The organism is Brevibacterium sp. UCMA 11754, assembly GCF_021532275.1.
Taxonomy (GTDB): Bacteria; Actinomycetota; Actinomycetes; order Actinomycetales; family Brevibacteriaceae; genus Brevibacterium.
Genome location: NZ_JACBOT010000031.1, coordinates 436386 through 455082, shown reverse-complemented (window position 1 = coordinate 455082; position 18697 = coordinate 436386). Strand labels below are relative to the sequence as shown.

Here is an 18697-nt window from a genome sequence, read left to right as displayed (position 1 = left end):
ACCTCATAGTCGTCCCTGCGTCATGATGCCCGCGCAGCCACAGCACCACGCCTGTCCCCGGTAGACTTGTGTGCGTGACTATCGCTCTGTACAACACCGCCAGCCGCACCACCGACGAACTGCGCCCCGTCAATGCCGGGCACGTGGGCATCTACGTCTGTGGTGCCACGGTGCAGGGCGAGCCCCATATCGGCCACCTGCGCTCGGCCTCGGTCTTCGACCAGCTTCGTCGTTGGCTGATGTATCGCGGCTACAACGTCACCCTGGTCCGCAACGTCACGGACATCGACGACAAGATCCTGTCGAAATCCGCCGAGGAGGGTCGACCCTGGTTCGCCCACGCCTTCAAGTACGAGCGGGCCTTCACCCAGGCCTATGCCGCCCTCGATGTGCTGCCGCCCAGCTACGAACCCCGCGCCACCGGGCACATCACCGAGATGATCGAACTCATCGATCGACTCATCGAAGCGGGGTATGCCTACCCGGCACTCGATGACAGCGGCGATGTCTACTTCGCGGCCGCCTCGTGGGCGGACTATGGGGAACTGACCAACCAGCGCCTCGAGGACATGGAACCCGCGAACGATGCGGACTTGCGGGGCAAGAAGGATGCCCGGGACTTCGCGCTGTGGAAGGCGCACAAGCCCGGCGAGCCCGGCACCGCCTCGTGGCCGGCTCCCTGGGGTCGGGGCCGACCGGGCTGGCACGTCGAGTGCTCGGCCATGTCCACGAAGTACCTCGGCGAGAATTTCGACATCCACGGTGGCGGGCTTGACCTGCGCTTCCCTCATCACGAGAACGAGCTGGCCCAGTCGCGCGCGGCCGGTGACCGGTTCGCCAACATCTGGATGCATTCGGGCCTGCTCAACGTGGGCGGGGACAAGATGTCGAAGTCGCTCGGCAATTCGGTCTTCGCCTCCGAACTCTTCCACCGCTACAGCCCGCTGGCCGTGCGCTACTTCCTCACCGGTGCCAGCTACCGGTCGATCCTCGAGTTCTCACCCGAGGCCATGGACCGGCAGACCGCCTCGCTCGACCGCCTGGCGAATTTCCTCCAGCGGGCCCGGCAGACACTCGGAGACGACGCACCCGCACTGCCCGATGTCAGCGACTCCTACCGCGGTCGCAGCGTCGACGTACCCGCGGAGTTCGCAGCGGCACTCGACGACGACCTCGGCGTGCCCCGTGCACTGTCCGTGGTCTTCGCGAAGGTCACCGAGGGTGCGAAACTCCTCGATTCCGGCCAGGACCGGAACACTCTCACGCAGATCGTCGCCGAGGTGGAGCTGATGCTCGATATCCTGGGAGTCAATCCCAGCGCCGAGGCGTGGGCCGGCTCAGGAGCGAATGCGACGGTGGAATCGGCGCTGGATTCCCTCGTCGATGCGCTCGCCGGACAAAGGGCCGCGGCGAAGGCGGAGAAGGACTTCGCCACCGCCGATGCGATCCGCGACAATCTGGCATCCGCCGGAATCGTCATCGAGGACACAGCCGACGGTTACCGCTACCACGTCAAGGACAGCTGACTCACGACACTCTGCTCAGAAAATCTCTCCCGGTGACGAACTCCGGTTCGTGACCACCTACGACTCTTAAGGATTCACATGGCTTCCAACCCACGCGCCGGCGGCTCGAAGAAGGGCCCGACCAAGGGCTCCGGCGGCAAGAACAAGCGCAGCCTGCAGGGCCGCGGCCCCACGCCCAAGGCCGAGGATCGTGTCTATCACAAGGCACACAAGACGGCAGCGGCGAAGAAGGCCTCAAGCGCCAATCAGGCCAGGCGCCGCAAGAAGGAGAACGGTCCGAACATGGTCGCCGGGCGCAACTCGGTGCTGGAGGCTCTGCGCGAGGACGTTCCCGCAACCGCGATGTACGTCGCCGGACGGATCGACTCCGATGACCGTGTCCGGGAGGCCATCACACTGGCCACCAAGCGCGGCATCTCGATGCTCGAGGCGAGCAAGCCCGACCTTGACCGGCTCACCGACGACGCGATCCACCAGGGCATCGCCCTGCAGATCCCGCCCTACGACTACGCCGAGCCCCGTGACCTTCTCGAGGTCGCAGCCGACCGGGCCGAGGCCCCGCTGCTTGTCGCCCTCGACGGCATCACCGACCCCAGGAACCTCGGTGCCATCGTGCGATCCGCGGCGGCCTTCGGCGGTCACGGCGTCATCATCCCCGAGCGTCGTGCCGCCTCGATGACGGCAGCCGCGTGGAAGACCTCCGCCGGTGCTGCGGCCCGCATCAAGGTCGCCCAGGTCGTCAACCTCGCGCGTGCCATCGACGAGCTCAAGAAGCAGAACGTCTTCGTCGTCGGACTCGACATGGACGGAGGCGTCGAGCTGCCGGAGCTGACCTTCAGCCGTGACCCCCTTTGCATCGTCGTCGGCTCCGAGGGCAAGGGCATCTCTCGCCTCATCGCCGACAAATGCGATCAGATCGTCTCGATTCCGATCGCCGCGACCACAGAGTCCCTCAACGCGGGAATCGCCGCAGCAGTCTCCCTCTACGAGGTCGCCCGCACCCGCCGCGGCTGACCCCCGCTCCCGTCCCCGCTACAACTACCTGACGGCGGCTCAACTACCTCGCGCGAGGTAGTTGAGCCGCCGTCAGGTAGTTGTAGGGAGGCTCAGGCGTCCATGCTGGCGCGGTAGTCGCTGTTGCTCAGCGCCCCGACGCGGGAGTGGCGGCGGCTGTAGGTGAGGTAGACGACGAAGCCGACGAGCATCCATAGGCCGAAGACGAGCCAGGTGGTCCCGCCGAGGTTGACCATGAGGAACGCGCACGCCAGGGATCCGAGGATGGGAATCGTCGGGCCGAAGGGCACCTTGAATGAGCGTGGCAGGTCCGGGCGTCTGACGCGTAGGTAGATGACCGCGATGTTGACGAGGCAGAAGGCGAACAGGGTGCCGATGCTCGTGGCATTCGCGAGTTCGCCGAGCGGGATCAGTGCCGCCGTGATCGCCACGAGCACGCCGGTGACCAGGGTTCCCACCAGGGGAGTGCCCGTCCGTGGTGAGACGATGCCGAATACCTTCGGAACCATACCGTCGCGCGACATCGTGAGCAGGATGCGTGATTGTCCGTAGAGGACGGTGATGACGACCGAGAAGATCGCGAGCACTGCGGAGACGGCGAAGATGAAGACCGCGAAATTGGACTGCGTGAGCTCGTGGACGATCTGGACCAGAGGAGCCGTGGTCGAATCAAGACCGAACCACTGCCATTCCCGGGCACCGATCGCGGCCACGGCGACGAGCACGTACATGGTGGTGACGATGACCATGGAGAGGATGATCGCCCGCGGCAGGTCCCGCTTGGGGTTCTTCGCCTCCTCGCCGGCGGTCGAGGCTGCGTCGAAGCCGATGTAGGAGAAGAACACACTCGAGGCCGCGGCGGTGACTCCGGCGGCACCCATGGGCAGCATCGGTGCGAAGTTGCCGGCCTTGAATGCGGTGAACGCGACGATGGCGAAGAAGACCAGGATGCCGAGCTTGACGAACACGATGATCGTGTTGACGATGCCTGACTCCTTGGCCCCGCGCATGAGCAGCACCGTGGCGAGGAGGACGACGATGAGGGCCGAGAGGTTGATGACTCCGCCTGCACCATCGGGGCCGGCCGACAGCGACGGCGGCAGCGACATTCCGAAGATCCGCAGCGTCTCATTGACGTAGTCGGCGGCACCCACGGCCACCGCAGCCACGGAGACCGCGTACTCGAGGACGAGACACCAACCGCAGATCCACGCCACGCCCTCGCCGAGGGTCGCATAGGAATACGAATAGCTCGACCCCGACACCGGAACCATGCCCGCCATCTCCGCATAGCTGACGGCAGAGAGCAGAGCGGTGATTCCGGCCAGGATGAAGGCCAACCAGACGGCAGGCCCGGCGATCGGCACGGCCTCGCCGAGGATGACGAGGATGCCCGTGCCCAAGGTGGCGCCGACGCTGATCATCGTCAGTTGGAAGACGCCGAAGGTTCTGCGCAGACCGCCGGTGGACGCGTCCTGGGTGTCCTCGACCATGCTGCTGATCGACTTGCGACGGACCAGCTGATTGGCCAGTCGAGGTCGATCGGTCGCTGTCGGGGAGGTGGAGTTGTCTCGAGCGGTCATGCGAATATTCTTGCACGTGCTCCCACCACGGTCGCACACGAATGCGTGCTGCGACTGCGTGCTGAGGTCGCACCTGACTGCGCTCGACCGCCGCACGCGACTGCGCTCGACCGGAGACTTACACCGGAGACCTACGGCGGAAACTTACAGCCGAGGGGAGAAGCGACCGTCTTGGGCCATCCAGCCGCCGTCGACGAGCTGCGAGTGTCCCGTGACATACGTCGAGGCGTCGGAGGCGAGGAACAGCACGGGCCCGGCGATCTCGTGGAGGTGCCCCCAGCGGCCCAGTGCGGTCTTCTCCGCATAGGCGGTCCACCACTCATCATCGGCCTTGATCTGCTGGGTCAGCGGAGTGTCGAAGGGCCCGGGCAGGATCGCGTTGACGCGCACGCCCTGTGGCCCCAGCTCACTGGCCAGCGTCTTCGTCAGCTGCACGACACCGGCCTTGGCCGCGGCGTAGATGCCCTGGCCAGGTTCGATCGCCAGAGCCCGGAATGATGAGTAGGTGACGATCGAGCCGCGGCCGCGCTCGGCCATTTCGGCGCCGAATCCGCGCATCAGGCGATAGGTGCCCTTGAGATTGATGTCGATGACCCGGTCGAATTCCTCGTCGGTCGTCGACAGCAGCCGCTTGCGCACGTTCGCACCAGGGGTGATGACGAGAACCTGGGCCTCCGGGTGAGCCGCGACGAGGGCATTGACCGATTCGGTATCGGTGATGTCCACGCGTGCGGCCTCGGCCCCCGGCGATGAGGTAGCGCTGTGTCCGCCCTTGCCTGTGCCACCCGGGTCGCCTTGGCGCTCGGTGATGATCCGCACCGTCTCCTCGGCACCGTCGACGTTCAGGTCGGCGACGACGACGTGGGCACCGGCATCGGCGAGGCCGATCGCGCTGGCCTGGCCCAGTCCGGAACCTGCTCCGACGACGACGGCGGTACGGCCGCTGAGGTCGAAGAGTGAGGGGATCGAAGGGTTGTTCTCATTCGTCGGCACACAATTCTGCGTCGACTGTGATGAGTTCTGCGGGACTTGCGACATCGAAGGTCCTTTGCGTAGCACTGGCAGTTCAGGCGGGGATCGCCTCATTGTCCTCAAACATATGCCCGCCGAGGTGGCACTCGGGTCCACGTTCCACTTGGTGGAATCCCAGCTCACACGTCCTCAGAACTTCTGGCTGTCGACGTAGAGCGCTTCGTCCGGGAGGTTCGAGAGATAGTCGACGATGAAATAGGCGATGGCCTCCATCGTGGGGATGTCGCGCTGCCTGGCCCGGGACATGACGCGCCGGTGCTCGATGAACTCATAGAAGATCTGGCCAGGTTCGAGTTTATGGGTGAGGTTCTCAGGGATGGCGGAGATGAGGGGCTTGTAGACCTCGTCGAGCCACAGCCGCGCGGCCTGGTCCTCGTCGAGTTCGACGGGCAGCTCGCCCGAGCCGTGTGCTCCGCCGGTGAAGCCGGGTGCGCTGCGGTGGGAGTCGAGGTCGTTGAGCATGGTCCGCGCCTGGTTCTCGTTGGCACCGATGCCTGTCAGGCGCAGGAGTCTGCGGGAATGGTGGTTGGGCTCGACGACCTTCGGTTCGACCAGCAGGCTGACGCCGTCGAGGTCGGTCGTCACGGTCAACTCGCCCAGGTCGAAGCCCAAGTCGTTGAGGCGGCGGATGCGCTCGTCGATGCGCCAGCGTTCGTTGACGGAGAACTCTTCGACCCGAGTCAGCTCCCGCCACAGCCCGTTGTAGGCCTCGAAGAGACGCTCGCCGGCGGCCATCGGGTCGACCGTCGATTCGATGAGGCCAGCGGCCTGCAGATCGAGGAAGTCACCGGCGATGTTCGTGCGCGCGATGCGCAGATCCATCTGCCGCTGACCGTCGGAGAGCTGATCGTGGAGCTCACCGGTCTCCGCATCGACGACATAGGCCGCATAGGCGTCGGCATCGCGCCGGAACAGGGTGTTCGACAGGGAGACATCGCCCCAGTAGAAGCCGACCAGGTGAAGTCGGGCGAGCAGGACCGCGAGTGCGTCGACGAGGCGGTCGGCTGCGTCCGCTGCCAGCGACTGGGAGAACAGAGCACGGTAGGGCAGTGAGAAGTTGAGGTAGGCGGTCAGCAGTGCCCCTGGGAGCTCCGTCGCCGAGGCGGTGGATCGGTTGGTGACATAGGCGCGCGGTTGGACCGTGGGTACGGCTAGGTTTCCGAGCACGCCGAGGATGTCGAATTCGCGCAGGGCCCGACGGTCGTCGGTCTCCTTGATCGCGAGGACCTCATCGCCGATCTCGACGAAGCGCACCACATGGCGGGAGATGCCGCGGGGCAGACCACCGAGGAAATCCTGGGGCCACTCACCGAGGGGAAGATGCCACGGAAGTACTGCGATCGCGTCGTGATCGGCACTGTGGACCGCGTGGATCTGCGGTGCTGAGGCTTCGGGCACCGATCAGGAGTCCACGTCCGCGATCGAGGCGACGAGCGCCTCGGCGACTTCAGGTTTCTCCACCCCGATCAGACGCCCATGGTCGAGGAACGCGATGCGGTCGCCGAGGACCTTCGCATCATCGAGATCGGCCGTGGCATAGAGCGTGGTCAGCCCGAATTCCTGCTGCAGATCCTTGACCAGGCGCAGGGTGTCGGCCTGGTACTCGGGAACGAGGTTGACGACCGGTTCGTCCATGATCAGGACCTTGGGCTGGCGGACCACGGCGCGGGCCAGGGCGATCGTCTGGCGCTGCAGGGCGGAGAGATCACCGGGCACTGCATCGAGGATGTCGCTGAGCCCGATCTTCGAGGTCACGGACTCGACGCGTTCACGGATCTCCTCGGCCGGGAGACCATCGACACGGAGCGCGAAGCCGAGGTTGTCGCGCACGCTCATGTGCGGGTAGAGGGCGTAGCTCTCAAGGGCAAGGGTGACGTCGCGATCGTTGACCGCGGCGTGGGTGACGTCGACTCCATCGATGAGGATCGTGCCCGTTTTGGGGGCCTCGAGGCCGTGGAGCATCCGCAGGATGGTCGATTTGCCGGATCCGGATGGTCCATAGAGGACGACGAACTCGCCGTCGTCGATGAAGAGATTGAACGGGTGCACCGAGGGGGACACGGTGTTCTCGTAGGCATGACTGAGGCCATTCAACGACACTGTTGACATGTTTCCTCCTAAAGTCTTCGTGAGCAGCTGGTCGTCGGTGACCTGGCGGGGATGCTCAGTCATTCACATCCTAAGCCGTTGAATGCGCTCTGTGACAGCCTATTCGACGAAGCGTAGAGTGATTCTCAGCACTGTGCCAGCGCGCAGACGCACACCTGGGCGGATGCTGGGTGAGAAACCGCGGGTTCAGCGATTGTTCAACGGTTCTCATGCGCCGAACGGACAGGCAAGTTTGTTTGTGCAATTGCTTGCGCAGGCGGCGTGTCGGAACTGAGGCCCACCGCAGGCGAGCCTGTCGACCAAATCTGCAATCGAGGGACACCGCCGCTGAGGTGGTCGCCGGTGGGGTTGGCCCCGATAGACTTCCCGGTATGAAGGTCAAGCTCGATGATGTCGCCGTCCGGGCGGGCGTGTCCCTGGCGACGGTGTCCCGCGTCCTCGGCAGGCGCGGTGCTGTGGCCGAAGAGACCCGGGCCAGAGTGCTCGAGGCCATGGACTCGTTGGGCTACTCTCGCTCCACGCTCCTCCATGAGGCGCCGAGGCGGTTGGTCGCCGTCAGCGCGCCCGGCAATCCCGAATACTGGCAGGTTCAGGTCTGCACTCGCGTGGCCGCGGCTCTGCAGGAACACGGTCTGCTCATCACCCGGCCGCCGGTCGAGACCGAGACCACCCCGCTGGAGGTCGCCGTCGACGCCGGTGCCGTTGCCCTCGTGACGCCGACGCTGACGAGCCTGCACACCGACATCCCCTGCATTCGCGTCGACGAGCAGTCGGCGGTGGACTCCGATGATGTCAGCGGCGACATCATCGCCGCCCGCCTCGACCTCGGCGGGGGAATGACGACGGCCTTCGAGCATCTCCAGGCCATCGGTCACCGACGCATCGGTCTGATCTGCAATGACAGCGGTGAGCTTGCGGTGCAGCTGATCAGACGCTTCAGAGCCGAGCATCCCGCTCGCAACTTCGGGGTCAAGCTCGATGATTGGATCTCGCAGGTTCCGAAGTCCTTCTCCGGCGGTTCGCGCGCCGTCCTCGACCTCAAGGATGCGACCTGCACTGCGGTGATCGTGCAGTCGGCCCTGCAGCTGCACGGGGCTCTGCAGGGTCTGCGCAACCGGCACCTGCAGGTACCGCGGGACATGTCGATCGTCGGCTTCGGCGATTCGCCGACGATGAAGTTCACCGGGCCACCAGCCACCGTTCTCGGCATCGACGTCGAGGGGCTCTCGCAGGCGCTCGTCGCAGCCACCCTGTCGACGCTGAAGATCTCCGGTGAGGACCTGAAATCGGTCCCGCCGGTGTTTCGGCCCCGGCTCTTGGCCAGGGCCTCGACGACGGCGGCGCGACAGTGAACCCGACAGCCGACTCACACTCCGGTGCCGGTGGCTCCAAGGCAGCCGAGGCACCCAATGCATCCACCGAGCCCGAACTCGGTGAGCACAGACATGTCGGACTCGGCGCCATCGCCGGTGCGGCAGGAGTGTCGAAGGCGACTGCTTCGCGGGCACTGCGCCACCCGGACACCGTGTCCCCGGGGTCATTGGCCAAGGTCAAGCGCGCATTGGCGATCCTCGGCGTGGACTCGGGCAGTCACGACACACCGTCGAGACAGATGATAGCCCTGGTCAGGCCCTCCGCTCCGGCGGGCGACGTCGACCCCTATGCACGCCTGTTCGACCTTCTGACCAGCAGAGTCTTCGCCCAGGGGATTGCTGCTGTGCATGTGGAGGCCGCGGCCTACCGGGCCGATGCCCTGGCCGAATCACTGCTCGGCCCGGATGGAAGCGACCCTCATGTCCAGGGCGCGATCGTCCTCGGCGGGGGAGCGGCCGGTGAACTCGCCGCGAAACTGGCCGAGCGGAACCTGCCGCAGATCAGGGTCTCCAACGCCCGGCACGAGGACGGGATCTCGCGCATCGTCCTTGACGCCACGGACGGCATCGCGACCGCGGTGCAGCACCTCGTGCACCTGGGGCATCGGCGGATCGGGCTCGCCGTGCTCCGTGACTCAGCCGCGGCCGTGCGCATCGCCGGATTCCGCAAGTCCATGGCCCAGGTCCTCCACATTCCCGCCACCCGTGACCAGGCGCCCGTGATCGAGGCCGCAGGAGGCACCATGGCCGGAGTCGCCGCGGCCGAGGAGCTGCTCCAACTGCAGTGCTCAGCCGTCATCGCCTGCGCTCCATCGCTGTCGTTCGGCATTCTCGAAGCCGCCGCGCGCGCTCGCCTCGACGTTCCGCGGGACCTCTCGCTGCTCACCGTCGGGGACATGCCCGATGCCGATGTCATCGCACCACCCCTGTCGCAGGTCAGCTACGACTGGGAGGCGATCGCCGTCTCCGCGCTCAACGAGGTCAGGGCGATGATGGCCAATCCCGCCGAGGCGGCGGCCATTGACTACTCGATGACCCCGGACCTCGTCCTGCGGGCCAGCGCAGTGCCGCCGCAGCGACGCTGACAGAGCAGCCGCAGCGACGCTGAGGAAGCAGCCGCCGAGGCGCTTCAGGGCTGTGGCGGCGCTGCGCGGCGTTCGTTTACGAGACGTGTGAGGAGTTCTGCGACCGCGCTGGGATCCGTGATCCGCCACGGTGCCCGGGTCGGGGCCGGCCCGACCTTGATGCTCAGGCCGGTCGGCAGGCCTTCGAGTTCGGCGAAGGCATCCTCGTCGGTGACATCGTCGCCGAGGTAGAGGACCGCGGCGGGCGAACCGGCGGCGATGAGGGCCCGCAGACCATCGCCCTTCGTCGCCGTCTTCACTGCAAGCTCGGTGATGTCGTGGCCCTCGATGACGCGGATCCCTGGATGTTCGGCCTGGACGGCGATGACATGGGCGTGCAGCGCGGACGCGAACTCCGGGTCGAGGCCACGCGTGTGCACCGTGCGGGAGAACGGCTTCCGCTCGACCCTGACCTCAGTGACCGAGCCCGAACCCGATTCTGAAACCGAACCCGAGCCGGGCTCCGAACTCGACCCCGAGCCAGGCTCCGAACTCGCGCCCGATCCCGAGGACAGGTCGTGTTCGAAGGACTCGATGTGGGCATCGATTGCGGTGAGCATCCGCTGTTCGGCGACGCTGACCTGGGGCTGATTCATCGTCACCCCAGGTGAGGGAGTCGATGCCGGCGATGACGAGCCCAGGTCCACCTCGGCGCCGTGCGAACCGACCAGCCACACACCCGGGGACGGGTCGGCAAGACGCCGCAGGGTGGTGACGTCACGACCGGAGACCAGGGCAACCCGGGTTGCGGGCAGGGTGCTGAGATCAACGATCGCCTGTGCCGATTCCGGGAGCATCCGGGACAGGTCGGGATTGTCCTGGAGCGGCGCGAGGACACCGTCGAAGTCGAGGGCGATGAGGACCGAATCGGCGCCGGTGACCTGCCCGAGGTCGAGGGAAGCCGATGGCGTGTAATCGGGAGTCGATCGTGGTGAGGGCGCCTGCTCAGGTGACAGCGGCTCCGATGTCACTGACGGCCCTCATCGGGTACAGATTCCGGGCTGGAGTCCTGTGCGGCGACGGTGGAGGTGATGCGATCGGATGCCGTCGTCGGCCGTTCGGGCAGGGCGGCAGGCCGGTCGGGGATGATCGCCTCCGGGTTCGTGTGGATGGCTTCGAGTTCGGCCAGGAACTTCTTCGACCAGATGCTCACCGTGTCCGTGGCGATTTTCTTGCGCATCTGCTTCATCCGCCGTGAGCGCGTCTTCTCATCCATCTGCACGGCATCGAGGATGCCAGCCTTGAGGTCGCCGATGTCGTGGGGGTTGACCATCACGGCGCCCTTGAGCTGATCAGCGGCCCCGGTGAACTCGGACAGGACGAGGGCGCCGTCGTCACGTCTGCGGCAGGCCACGTACTCCTTGGCCACGAGGTTCATCCCATCACGAAGGGCCGTCACGAGCATGACGTCCGCGGCGAGGAAGAAGGCGGTCATCTCATCGCGCGGGTAGGAATGGTGGAGGTAATGGACGGCGATGGACCCGACTTCGGCCTGCTCACCATTGATCCGACCGACGGCCAGCTCCACATCGTGACGGATGATCTTGTACTGCTCGAGTCGTTCTCGGGAAGGCGTGGCGATCTGGATCAGCACGACGTCCTCGACATCGAGCTTGCCCTCGGCCAGCAGCTCACCGAAGGCCTTGAGCCGGTGCCGGATGCCCTTTGTGTAGTCCATCCGGTCGACGCCGAGCATGATGACCTTCGGGTTGCCGACCTCTTCGCGGATCTGCCGGGCACGGTCGATGATCTTCGGATCACGCGCCAACTCCTCGAGGTATGGGGTGTCGATGGAGATCGGGAAGGCCTCGGCGCGCACGATGTGCTCCGGCAGGAAATCCCCGGCCGGGACGTTGACCGTTGAACCCTTCGTCGTGAAATTGAGACGTCCGCGAACCGCACGTCGGAAGTTCGCGGCATCGGCCGGACGCTGGAATCCGATGAGATCCGCGCCGAGGAGGCCGCGGAGGATCTCGTCGCGCCAGGGCAGCTGTGCGAAGAGTTCGTAGGGTGGGAAGGGGATGTGGTTGAAGAACCCGATCGCCAGGTCGGGACGCATCCGGCGCACCAGCTGCGGAACCAGCTGGAGCTGATAGTCATGGACCCAGACGGTGGCACCCTCGGCAGCCACCTCGGCGACTTTGGCCGCGAAGCGCTCATTGACACGCACATACGATTCCCACCACGTGCGGTGGAACTCGGGCGGGACGATCACATCGTGATAGAGCGGCCACAATGTTGCATTGGAGAATCCTTCATAATATTTGAGGACATCCTCACTCGTCAGGGTGACGGGAACCAGATGCATCCCGTCGATCGTGAACGGGTCGAAATCGACGTCGGGCACCCCGGTCCAGCCGATCCACGCACCCTCCTGAGACTTCATCACCGGCGCCACTGCAGTGACCAAACCCCCAGGTGAGGTGCGCCATCCTTGGCTCTTCTCAGCAGGGTCCCTGTCCACGGGCAGACGGTTCGCCACGACGACGAAATCGCTGTCACCATATGCGGATGCGGTAGTGGTTTCGGCAGAGTTGACGGTGTTCATCTGCGCCTCCTCCTGTGTCGGTCCTTGGAACGAACTGTACCCGCTCGACTACGCTTGGGAGGGTGATGGTTCAGGATCTGGGAGGCTACCGCCTCATCGAGGAGCTCGGCTCGGGCGGCATGGGTGTCGTCTATCTCGGTGTCGACGGCGGAAACAACCCTGTCGCAGTGAAGGTTCTGCACCCGCATATCGCCAATGATGAGACCGCTCGCAAACGCCTCGGACGCGAGGTCAGGACCCTGCGACGGATCAAACATCCCAGAATCGCCGAGGTGCTCGACGCCGAGCTCGAATCCGCGCAGCCCTTCATCATCACCGAGTTCGTCGACGGGCAGACGCTGTCCGACGATGTCAGAGACAACGGTCCCTTCGCCGAGGATGAACTCGTCCATTTCGGCCATGCCCTCCTCGACGCCCTCAATGCTGTGCACGAGTCCGGTGTCATCCACCGCGACCTCAAACCCGCGAACGTCATGATCATGGACGGCGAGCCGATGGTCATCGACTTCGGCATCGCCCAGGTCGCCGACGAGGTGCGGGTGACCGCGACGGGCCTGGTGATGGGAACGCCCGGATACCTGTCCCCTGAGATCGCCGATGGCAAGACCTCGAGTGAGAAGACCGACTGGTGGGGGTGGGCCGCGACGATGGCCTATGCCGCCACCGGCCGCAACCCGTACGGCTCCGGTCCTCTTGAAGCGGTGCTGGGGCGAGTGGCCATGGGCAAGTTCGATCTCGACAACGCTCCCCGCAACTTCGTCCCCCTGATCGCGGCCTGCCTCGACCCGAAGCCCGAACGCAGACCCAGCGGACAGATGATCCTCGACGCACTCGTCGACATCGAGTCCGGACGCGAACCGCAGCTGGGATCCGGTCCGGCGGCCGGGAGTTCGAACCAGGCATCGCCGACCGGGACTGCACGGATGCCTGCGGTCGACGGCGGTGGGGGCAGCGGGTCAGGCTACGGCAACGCATTCGGCGCTGCTGCCGGCGGTGCCGCCGCTGGTGCTGCTGCTGTTGGAGGTGCCGCAGCCTATGGCGGAGGCACCTCAGCCGCCGGCTACGACGCTTCCGGCTACGGTGCCACCGGGCACGGATCGCCGCGCGGAGGCTACCCGGGTTCGGCGCCGAACCCGAACGCGCACGGTGGTACGGGGCCCGGAGGCTCGGGCCCCGGCGGAACGGACCCGCAGAGATACCCACAACAGGGCTATTCCCCACAGGGCCAGCATCCACAGAGTCAGCGCCCACAGGGCCCACCGGTGCAGGGCCAGCAGCCGCAGGCCCGATCCGGGATGATGCCCGGCGCGCAGGGGAACCCGCCCACAATGAACCCAGGCCAGATGAACCGGGGAACCGCACCGCCTGTGCGCAATCCCAACGGCGGCATCCAGGCCGCTCCGGGATCAGCAATGGCCGGGACCAACCTCGGCGGGGCAGGGTATGGACTCGGCGGACCTCCAACCGTTCGCGGCGGACCAGCAGCAGGTCAGGGCACGGTCCGACCCGACCCCAACGGCACTGGAGTCCAGTCAGGACAGCAGAGCCGACCGGGTCAGCCGGACCAGCAGGGCTACGGCTGGGGACCGATGACCTACCGGACGATCCGGACCGGCGGATGGGTGGTGTTCGCCCTCATCCTGCTGGCGATCGCGATCATGCCTCTGGCCCCGCTGCTCGTCACACTCATCGTGTTCCTGTGGTCGATCCTGGCGCGGACCGGCACACGGCTGGACCGCAAAGCCCAGAAGCACCGGTTCGAACGCGGAACGAACGGCAGGGGATTCCTGCGTTCGCTCGCCTCGGCGCCGGGTGCGCTTCTGGCATCGGTGCTGACCTCGATCACGTCATTCATCCTGCCGGCGATCGCGGGTGTCGCGATGCTCGTGTTGACCCGACTCGACATTGCCGGAATCGTGCCCAGCGGATACTCGGAGCAGTGGTCGGTGTGGGCAGCCGGTGCCGCCGGTGGTTTGGTTCTGTGGCTGGGGCCCGGTGCGGGCAGCCTGCGATTCGGATCACGGCTCATGGTCTCCGGGGCGACGCGCAACCAACTGGGTCGGCTCATCGCTCTTTCCGCGATCGCGCTCCTCATCATCATTGCGATCATGGTCATCCAGACGGGTTCCGGCATGTCCTGGTGGCCCCTGCAGACGAACCCATTCACCTATCTGCCCGAACCTGTATAGGCGTCTCCCACCCCCGGCGTAGTTGATCCTTGAATTTCACTGGGAGTTGAGGCACCACCTGTTTGGGTAAGGTGGGAAGGTCGGGACTCGTATGTCGACCCGATTCCCCACGGTCCGAGGCTGGGCCGACGTCAGACGATCGCAACGTGAGGAACAATGGCGAAGAACAATTCCGGTGACAATCGGCGGAACCAAGCACGTGAGAACGCGCGCCAGATCGCAGCGGCTCAGGAGAAGAAGGAGAAGACCGCCAAGACCATCCTCTACGTGGGGATCGGTGTTGTCGTGCTCGTCGTGGCTGCGGTCGTCGCTGTTCTCATCTTCCAGCAGAGCAAACCGGGGATGACTCCGGCCAACTTCGTCGGCGGCGGTGTCAGCATCGCCAAGGACGGCAAAGTGGTGCAGCCGAAGCAGATGCCCGAGGGGGAGGAGTCGGATCTGCCGACTGCTGCCGATGCCGGTGCCAAGGAGAATGCTGCCACTGTGACCGTCTATCTCGACTTCCAGTGCCCAGGATGCAAGGCGTTCGAGGACGCTAACACCCCGACTCTGGAGAAGCTCGCCGACGAAGGCTCGATCGTGCTCGAGTACAAGCCAGTCTCCTTCCTTGACCGCGCGTCCAGCGGCAACGAGTACTCGACTCGATCTGCCAACCTGGCGGCCTGCGTCATCGACTCGCAGCCGGAGACCGCCAGGGACTTCTTCCCCGCGATGTATGCTCAGCAGCCGGAAGAGGGGCAGGACGGTCGCACCGACGAGCAGCTGCTCAAGGTCGCTGAGGATGCCGGAGTCGACACCTCGAAGAAGCTCCAGTCCGATCCCGAGCAGACCGTCAAGAGCTGCGTCACCGACCAGTCGTTCAAGGACTTCGTCGAGAATTCCTCGCAGGACGCCCTGGACGCGAAGGTGGAAGGCACCCCCTGGGTGCTCATCAACGGCGAGAAGACCGACAAGACCAGCGACCCGCAGGCGCTGACCATGGAGATCCTCAAGGCCACCGGCGAGTTCAAGGGCTGATCGACTTCACGGACATCGGTCGACCGCCGCCGAGGTGGTGGTCGACCGATGCTCGTGAGTGAAGTCTGCCTCGCGTCCGTTTTGTAGCCGTGAAGGTGAATGGACTACTATCGTGTAGGCGCAGACGGCATCGTTTCGCCGCCACGCCTCCCTAGCTCAGTTGGTAGAGCACCGCTCTTGTAAAGCGAAGGTCATCGGTTCGAGTCCGATGGGGGGCTCCACTCAGCCAGGCCAGACAGTGAATCGTCTGGCCTGGTTTTTTCATGCTCAGGAGTTGTGGCAGATCTGCTACGTGGTGTGCTGTGATCATCACCCGTATCCGGGGTCGCTGACCATAGAGTCTTTCCTTGTCAGGGCCGAAGAGCCGTCAATCACACAGCTCATGCAGTGCCCATCATTTCGAAAGGGAACCCGATGAACCACACCGGACGCCACTCAGCCCGAATCCTCACGCAGACCTCAGCCTTGGCCTTTGCCGCCTTACTGGCCCTATCAGCCTGCGGCACCGATGACTCGGCGGCGGAGACAGCCCCCGAGGGTGCAGCGCCGACTCAAGCGCAGGGCGAAGCCCTCGACGCAGAAGAGACAGCAGACAAGACCACAGAGACGGACGATGCCGAAGGCGCGAGCGACAAGGCCGAGGGCACCGAGGTGAAGGTCGGTGCAGAGTTCACCGATAAGGAGACCGGGGATGTCATCACCGTCGTATCCGCGGTGCGCAACAACCCCACCGAGTACTACGAAGCCGCCGACAACCCTGATGGAGAGATGGTCTACATCGAAGTGAAAGTGGAACCAGGCGACAGCTACGGCGGGACCATCAGCTCATCGGACTTCTACCTCGACAGCGCCGGCGAAGAGGCCAACTACGCATCGAGTGCGAGTGCCGAAATCGAAGACGCCGGTTATGAGTATTTCGACCTGGCGCCACGTCGTGACGGAGAGCACACGGGGTACATTCCGATCTACATGAGTGAAACGGCCGAGGAGCTCAAGGGAACCTACCTCCGTCCCGAGGCGAAGGTGCTCGGAGAGGACAAGAAGGTACCCGAATTCACCTCTGAGTTCGAGATCCCCGCCTCCTAGGACATCAGCGCCTGCGACTATCCGTCGACGTCGCGTTTGAAGACGAGCATGAGCGATCGCATGCTCAACACGAATCCGCCGAAGAGCAGGACGAACCCGAAGAACGCGTAGAGGTGGATGCCCTCGGTCAGCAGCGGCCCTTCTTCGCTGGTGATGAGCATGATCGATCCCAGGACAGCAGCGCCGGCCAGAACTGCGACGATGAGCTGCTGGAACAGACTCGTGAGGAACCGTCGATCGGAGGTGTTCTCCAGCACGCGCATGTTCATTGAGAAGCGGCCCTGCTCGAGGTCCTCGGTGATCTTGTTGAGCCGCCGAGGCAGGCGGTCGATCATCGGCAGGATCTGCATCGCACGCCGCTGCAGTTCGTCGGTGATCTTCGTGGACTTCAGCTTGCTGCGCATGAGTCGGTTGCCCTCGTCGCGGGCGACGGCGACCACGTCGAAGGTGGGGTCGATGACGAGGAGCGCTCCCTCGACCGAGGCCAGGGCACGGAATGCTGCGCTGATCGGGGCCGGGACGGAGAACCGGTGGGCCAGGACAAGGTTGAACAGATCGTCGAAGAGCTTCTGCCCGTTGTACGAGTGGCTTCCGCCGCCGTAGCGGGTGAGCAGCTCGCCGACCGCACGTTCGACGGCCCGATCGTCGAGGTTCTCGGGGCGTCCGAGGAGTTCGATGAGGGAGTCGGTGGCTCCTGCACTGTCGTTCTGATCGATTGAGTAGAGCATGAGTCCCAGGGCCGTCTGCGTTCCCGGGTCGAGTCTGCCGACCGCGCCAAAGTCCAGCAGGCCCAATCCTCCGTCGGGCGTGATGAAGATGTTGCCCGAGTGCAGGTCGGCGTGGAAGACGCCATCGGTGATGATCTGTTCGAGTGTGGCGCCGAGAAGAGTGGTCGCCAAGGCCTTCCGTTCCTTCTCCGAGAGCTCCTCGAGGATGGCCCCTGCCGAGGACACCGGCTGCCCCGGCAGCTTGTCCATGATGAGGAGTCGTTCGCTCGAGAGTTCCGGATAGCCGTGGGGCACCGTCACGGAGAACTTGCCCGACCGCTTCAGACTGTCCTCGATGGTGCGCATGTTGCCGAGTTCGATCCGATAGTCGAGTTCCTCTTCGAGGGAGGTGGCGAAGCCCTTGGCAAGGGTCTCGATTCCCAGGTCCTGGCCCCACACGGTCGTCTTGTCCAGCCACCTGGCCAGACGCAGAATGATGTCGAGGTCCTGATTGACCTGGTTGAGAGCCTTCGGGCGCTGGACCTTGACGATGACGTCGGTGCCGTCGAGCAGTGTGGCCTCATGGACCTGGGCCACCGAGGCCGCGGCCAGAGGCGTTGCATCGATGCGGGAGAACACGTCGTTCAGCGGCCTGCCCATGCGCTCGACGACCGCCGGTTCGATGACGGACCAGGGTTCGGGAGAGACCTGAGTCTGCAGCATCTCCAATTCGCGGATGTATTCGGGCGGCAGCACATCACGACGGGTCGAGAGCATCTGGCCGAGCTTGACGAAGGTGACTCCGGCTTCGGACAGTGAGTTCTTCAGGGCTCGGGCCGTCTTCGCCTCGCGCCCAGGGGCCGTGCCCCGACCGAAGCCGCGGATCTGTGCACCCAGACCGTGACGGACGGCGATCGAGACGACCTCGGCGTAGCGTCGACCGCGCCGCCTGCGCGCCTTCCAGCCGAAGAACAGCGACTGCGGACCGGGCACCGATCCTGTCGGGAAGGCGGCTTCGATGACGACGAGAGCACCGACACCGAGAGCGAAGATCCAGCCGGTCGCCAGCAGCAGGAGCATGAGTGCGACACCCGGGGCCACGTCGAGGCCACCAGTATTCTGTCCTGTCCCGGCGCGATAGAGGTACTGCACTGTCACGGCCATGACCGCGCTCATGACCAGACCCACGCCGATGGTTCGCGGCCAGCCCGTCGGGACGCCGACGACGCGTCGCACAACCGTGGCAGCCAGCCATGACTGAAGCAGGAGGAACAGCAGGGCGGCAATGCTCAGGAGCGCAAAGGCTCCGAAATCGAGGGCGGCCATGTCCGCCTCTCCTTCCACGGGGTTGTCTGGGTGGGGCAGTCCGGGCGTTGAAGGTGGGTCATC

General features: G+C 65.1%; 14 protein-coding genes and 1 tRNA gene. 8 read left to right on the top strand and 7 right to left on the bottom strand.

All coding sequences use genetic code 11. The features are described 5' to 3' along the window. The first annotated feature begins 74 nt into the window (after positions 1 to 74). Complete coding sequence (cysS, locus tag HX613_RS19045; protein ID WP_235346786.1) at positions 75 to 1526, top strand: cysteine--tRNA ligase; 1452 nt, start codon at positions 75 to 77, stop codon at positions 1524 to 1526. Positions 1527 to 1604: 78 nt separating this feature from the next. After that, positions 1605 to 2540, top strand: coding sequence for a 23S rRNA (guanosine(2251)-2'-O)-methyltransferase RlmB (gene rlmB / locus HX613_RS19040; RefSeq protein ID WP_235346785.1), 936 nt, complete (start codon positions 1605 to 1607; stop codon positions 2538 to 2540). Positions 2541 to 2632: 92 nt separating this feature from the next. On the opposite strand, the gene HX613_RS19035 is transcribed toward rlmB, so the two are convergent. The 4 genes from HX613_RS19035 to HX613_RS19020 all read right to left on the bottom strand — a co-directional run bounded on the left by HX613_RS19035 (position 2633) and on the right by HX613_RS19020 (position 7327). Then, a complete protein-coding gene (locus tag HX613_RS19035; RefSeq protein ID WP_235346784.1) occupies positions 2633 to 4123 on the bottom strand; it encodes an amino acid permease in 1491 nt (496 codons plus the stop codon). Between the two features lie 144 nt (positions 4124 to 4267). Continuing rightward, complete coding sequence (locus HX613_RS19030; protein ID WP_235346783.1) at positions 4268 to 5161, bottom strand: SDR family NAD(P)-dependent oxidoreductase; 894 nt, start codon at positions 5159 to 5161, stop codon at positions 4268 to 4270. Between the two features lie 123 nt (positions 5162 to 5284). Continuing rightward, positions 5285 to 6553 (bottom strand): DUF4032 domain-containing protein, encoded by a 1269-nt coding sequence (locus HX613_RS22830; RefSeq protein WP_235346782.1) that lies wholly within the window; start codon positions 6551 to 6553, stop codon positions 5285 to 5287. Positions 6554 to 6556: 3 nt separating this feature from the next. Further along, positions 6557 to 7327 (bottom strand): ABC transporter ATP-binding protein, encoded by a 771-nt coding sequence (locus tag HX613_RS19020; protein WP_198396501.1) that lies wholly within the window; start codon positions 7325 to 7327, stop codon positions 6557 to 6559. A 308-nt stretch (positions 7328 to 7635) separates the two neighbouring features. Here HX613_RS19020 and HX613_RS19015 point away from each other — a divergent pair, with 308 nt between their 5' ends. Both HX613_RS19015 and HX613_RS19010 read left to right on the top strand, forming a co-directional pair. Beyond that, positions 7636 to 8616, top strand: coding sequence for a LacI family DNA-binding transcriptional regulator (locus tag HX613_RS19015; protein WP_235346781.1), 981 nt, complete (start codon positions 7636 to 7638; stop codon positions 8614 to 8616). Continuing rightward, entirely contained in the window at positions 8613 to 9722 is a 1110-nt protein-coding gene (locus HX613_RS19010; protein ID WP_235346780.1) for a substrate-binding domain-containing protein, read from the top strand. Before HX613_RS19015 ends, HX613_RS19010 begins: the two co-directional genes overlap by 4 nt. 44 nt (positions 9723 to 9766) lie before the next feature. On the opposite strand, the gene HX613_RS19005 is transcribed toward HX613_RS19010, so the two are convergent. Both HX613_RS19005 and HX613_RS19000 read right to left on the bottom strand, forming a co-directional pair. Beyond that, positions 9767 to 10732 carry a trehalose-phosphatase gene (locus HX613_RS19005; RefSeq protein WP_235346779.1) on the bottom strand — a complete coding sequence of 322 codons (966 nt, stop codon included), beginning with the start codon at positions 10730 to 10732 and terminating at the stop codon, positions 9767 to 9769. After that, positions 10729 to 12309 (bottom strand): alpha,alpha-trehalose-phosphate synthase (UDP-forming), encoded by a 1581-nt coding sequence (locus tag HX613_RS19000; RefSeq protein WP_235346778.1) that lies wholly within the window; start codon positions 12307 to 12309, stop codon positions 10729 to 10731. Before HX613_RS19000 ends, HX613_RS19005 begins: the two co-directional genes overlap by 4 nt. A gap of 65 nt (positions 12310 to 12374) precedes the next feature. Between HX613_RS19000 and HX613_RS18995 the strand changes: the two genes are divergently transcribed. From HX613_RS18995 to HX613_RS18980, 4 genes are all read left to right on the top strand, one after another. Continuing rightward, on the top strand, positions 12375 to 14498 hold the full coding sequence (locus tag HX613_RS18995; RefSeq protein WP_235346777.1) for a serine/threonine-protein kinase: 2124 nt from the start codon (positions 12375 to 12377) through the stop codon (positions 14496 to 14498). Positions 14499 to 14654: 156 nt separating this feature from the next. After that, the gene (locus HX613_RS18990; protein WP_235346776.1) at positions 14655 to 15515 is read left to right on the top strand and encodes a DsbA family protein; all 861 of its coding nucleotides are present in this window, start codon (positions 14655 to 14657) and stop codon (positions 15513 to 15515) included. Positions 15516 to 15660: 145 nt separating this feature from the next. Beyond that, a tRNA-Thr gene (locus tag HX613_RS18985) sits at positions 15661 to 15736 on the top strand. 193 nt (positions 15737 to 15929) lie between these two features. Next, positions 15930 to 16601, top strand: a complete 672-nt coding sequence (locus tag HX613_RS18980; protein ID WP_235346775.1) for a hypothetical protein — start codon at positions 15930 to 15932, stop codon at positions 16599 to 16601. Positions 16602 to 16618: 17 nt separating this feature from the next. On the opposite strand, the gene HX613_RS18975 is transcribed toward HX613_RS18980, so the two are convergent. Continuing rightward, positions 16619 to 18634, bottom strand: coding sequence for an ABC1 kinase family protein (locus tag HX613_RS18975; RefSeq protein ID WP_235346774.1), 2016 nt, complete (start codon positions 18632 to 18634; stop codon positions 16619 to 16621). Between the last annotated feature and the right edge of the window lie 63 nt (positions 18635 to 18697).

Excerpts from the sequence above, each read along its gene's own strand:
- HX613_RS18975 (WP_235346774.1), bottom strand. The coding sequence starts at position 18,634 with ATGGCCGCCCTCGATTTCGGAGCCTTTGCGCTCCTGAGCATTGCCGCC.
- HX613_RS18980 (WP_235346775.1), top strand. The coding sequence starts at position 15,930 with ATGAACCACACCGGACGCCACTCAGCCCGAATCCTCACGCAGACCTCA.
- HX613_RS18995 (WP_235346777.1), top strand. The coding sequence starts at position 12,375 with ATGGTTCAGGATCTGGGAGGCTACCGCCTCATCGAGGAGCTCGGCTCG.
- HX613_RS19020 (WP_198396501.1), bottom strand. The coding sequence starts at position 7,327 with ATGACTGAGCATCCCCGCCAGGTCACCGACGACCAGCTGCTCACGAAG.
- HX613_RS19000 (WP_235346778.1), bottom strand. The coding sequence starts at position 12,309 with ATGAACACCGTCAACTCTGCCGAAACCACTACCGCATCCGCATATGGT.
- HX613_RS19030 (WP_235346783.1), bottom strand. The coding sequence starts at position 5,161 with ATGTCGCAAGTCCCGCAGAACTCATCACAGTCGACGCAGAATTGTGTG.
- HX613_RS18990 (WP_235346776.1), top strand. The coding sequence starts at position 14,655 with ATGGCGAAGAACAATTCCGGTGACAATCGGCGGAACCAAGCACGTGAG.
- HX613_RS19015 (WP_235346781.1), top strand. The coding sequence starts at position 7,636 with ATGAAGGTCAAGCTCGATGATGTCGCCGTCCGGGCGGGCGTGTCCCTG.
- rlmB (WP_235346785.1), top strand. The coding sequence starts at position 1,605 with ATGGCTTCCAACCCACGCGCCGGCGGCTCGAAGAAGGGCCCGACCAAG.
- HX613_RS19035 (WP_235346784.1), bottom strand. The coding sequence starts at position 4,123 with ATGACCGCTCGAGACAACTCCACCTCCCCGACAGCGACCGATCGACCT.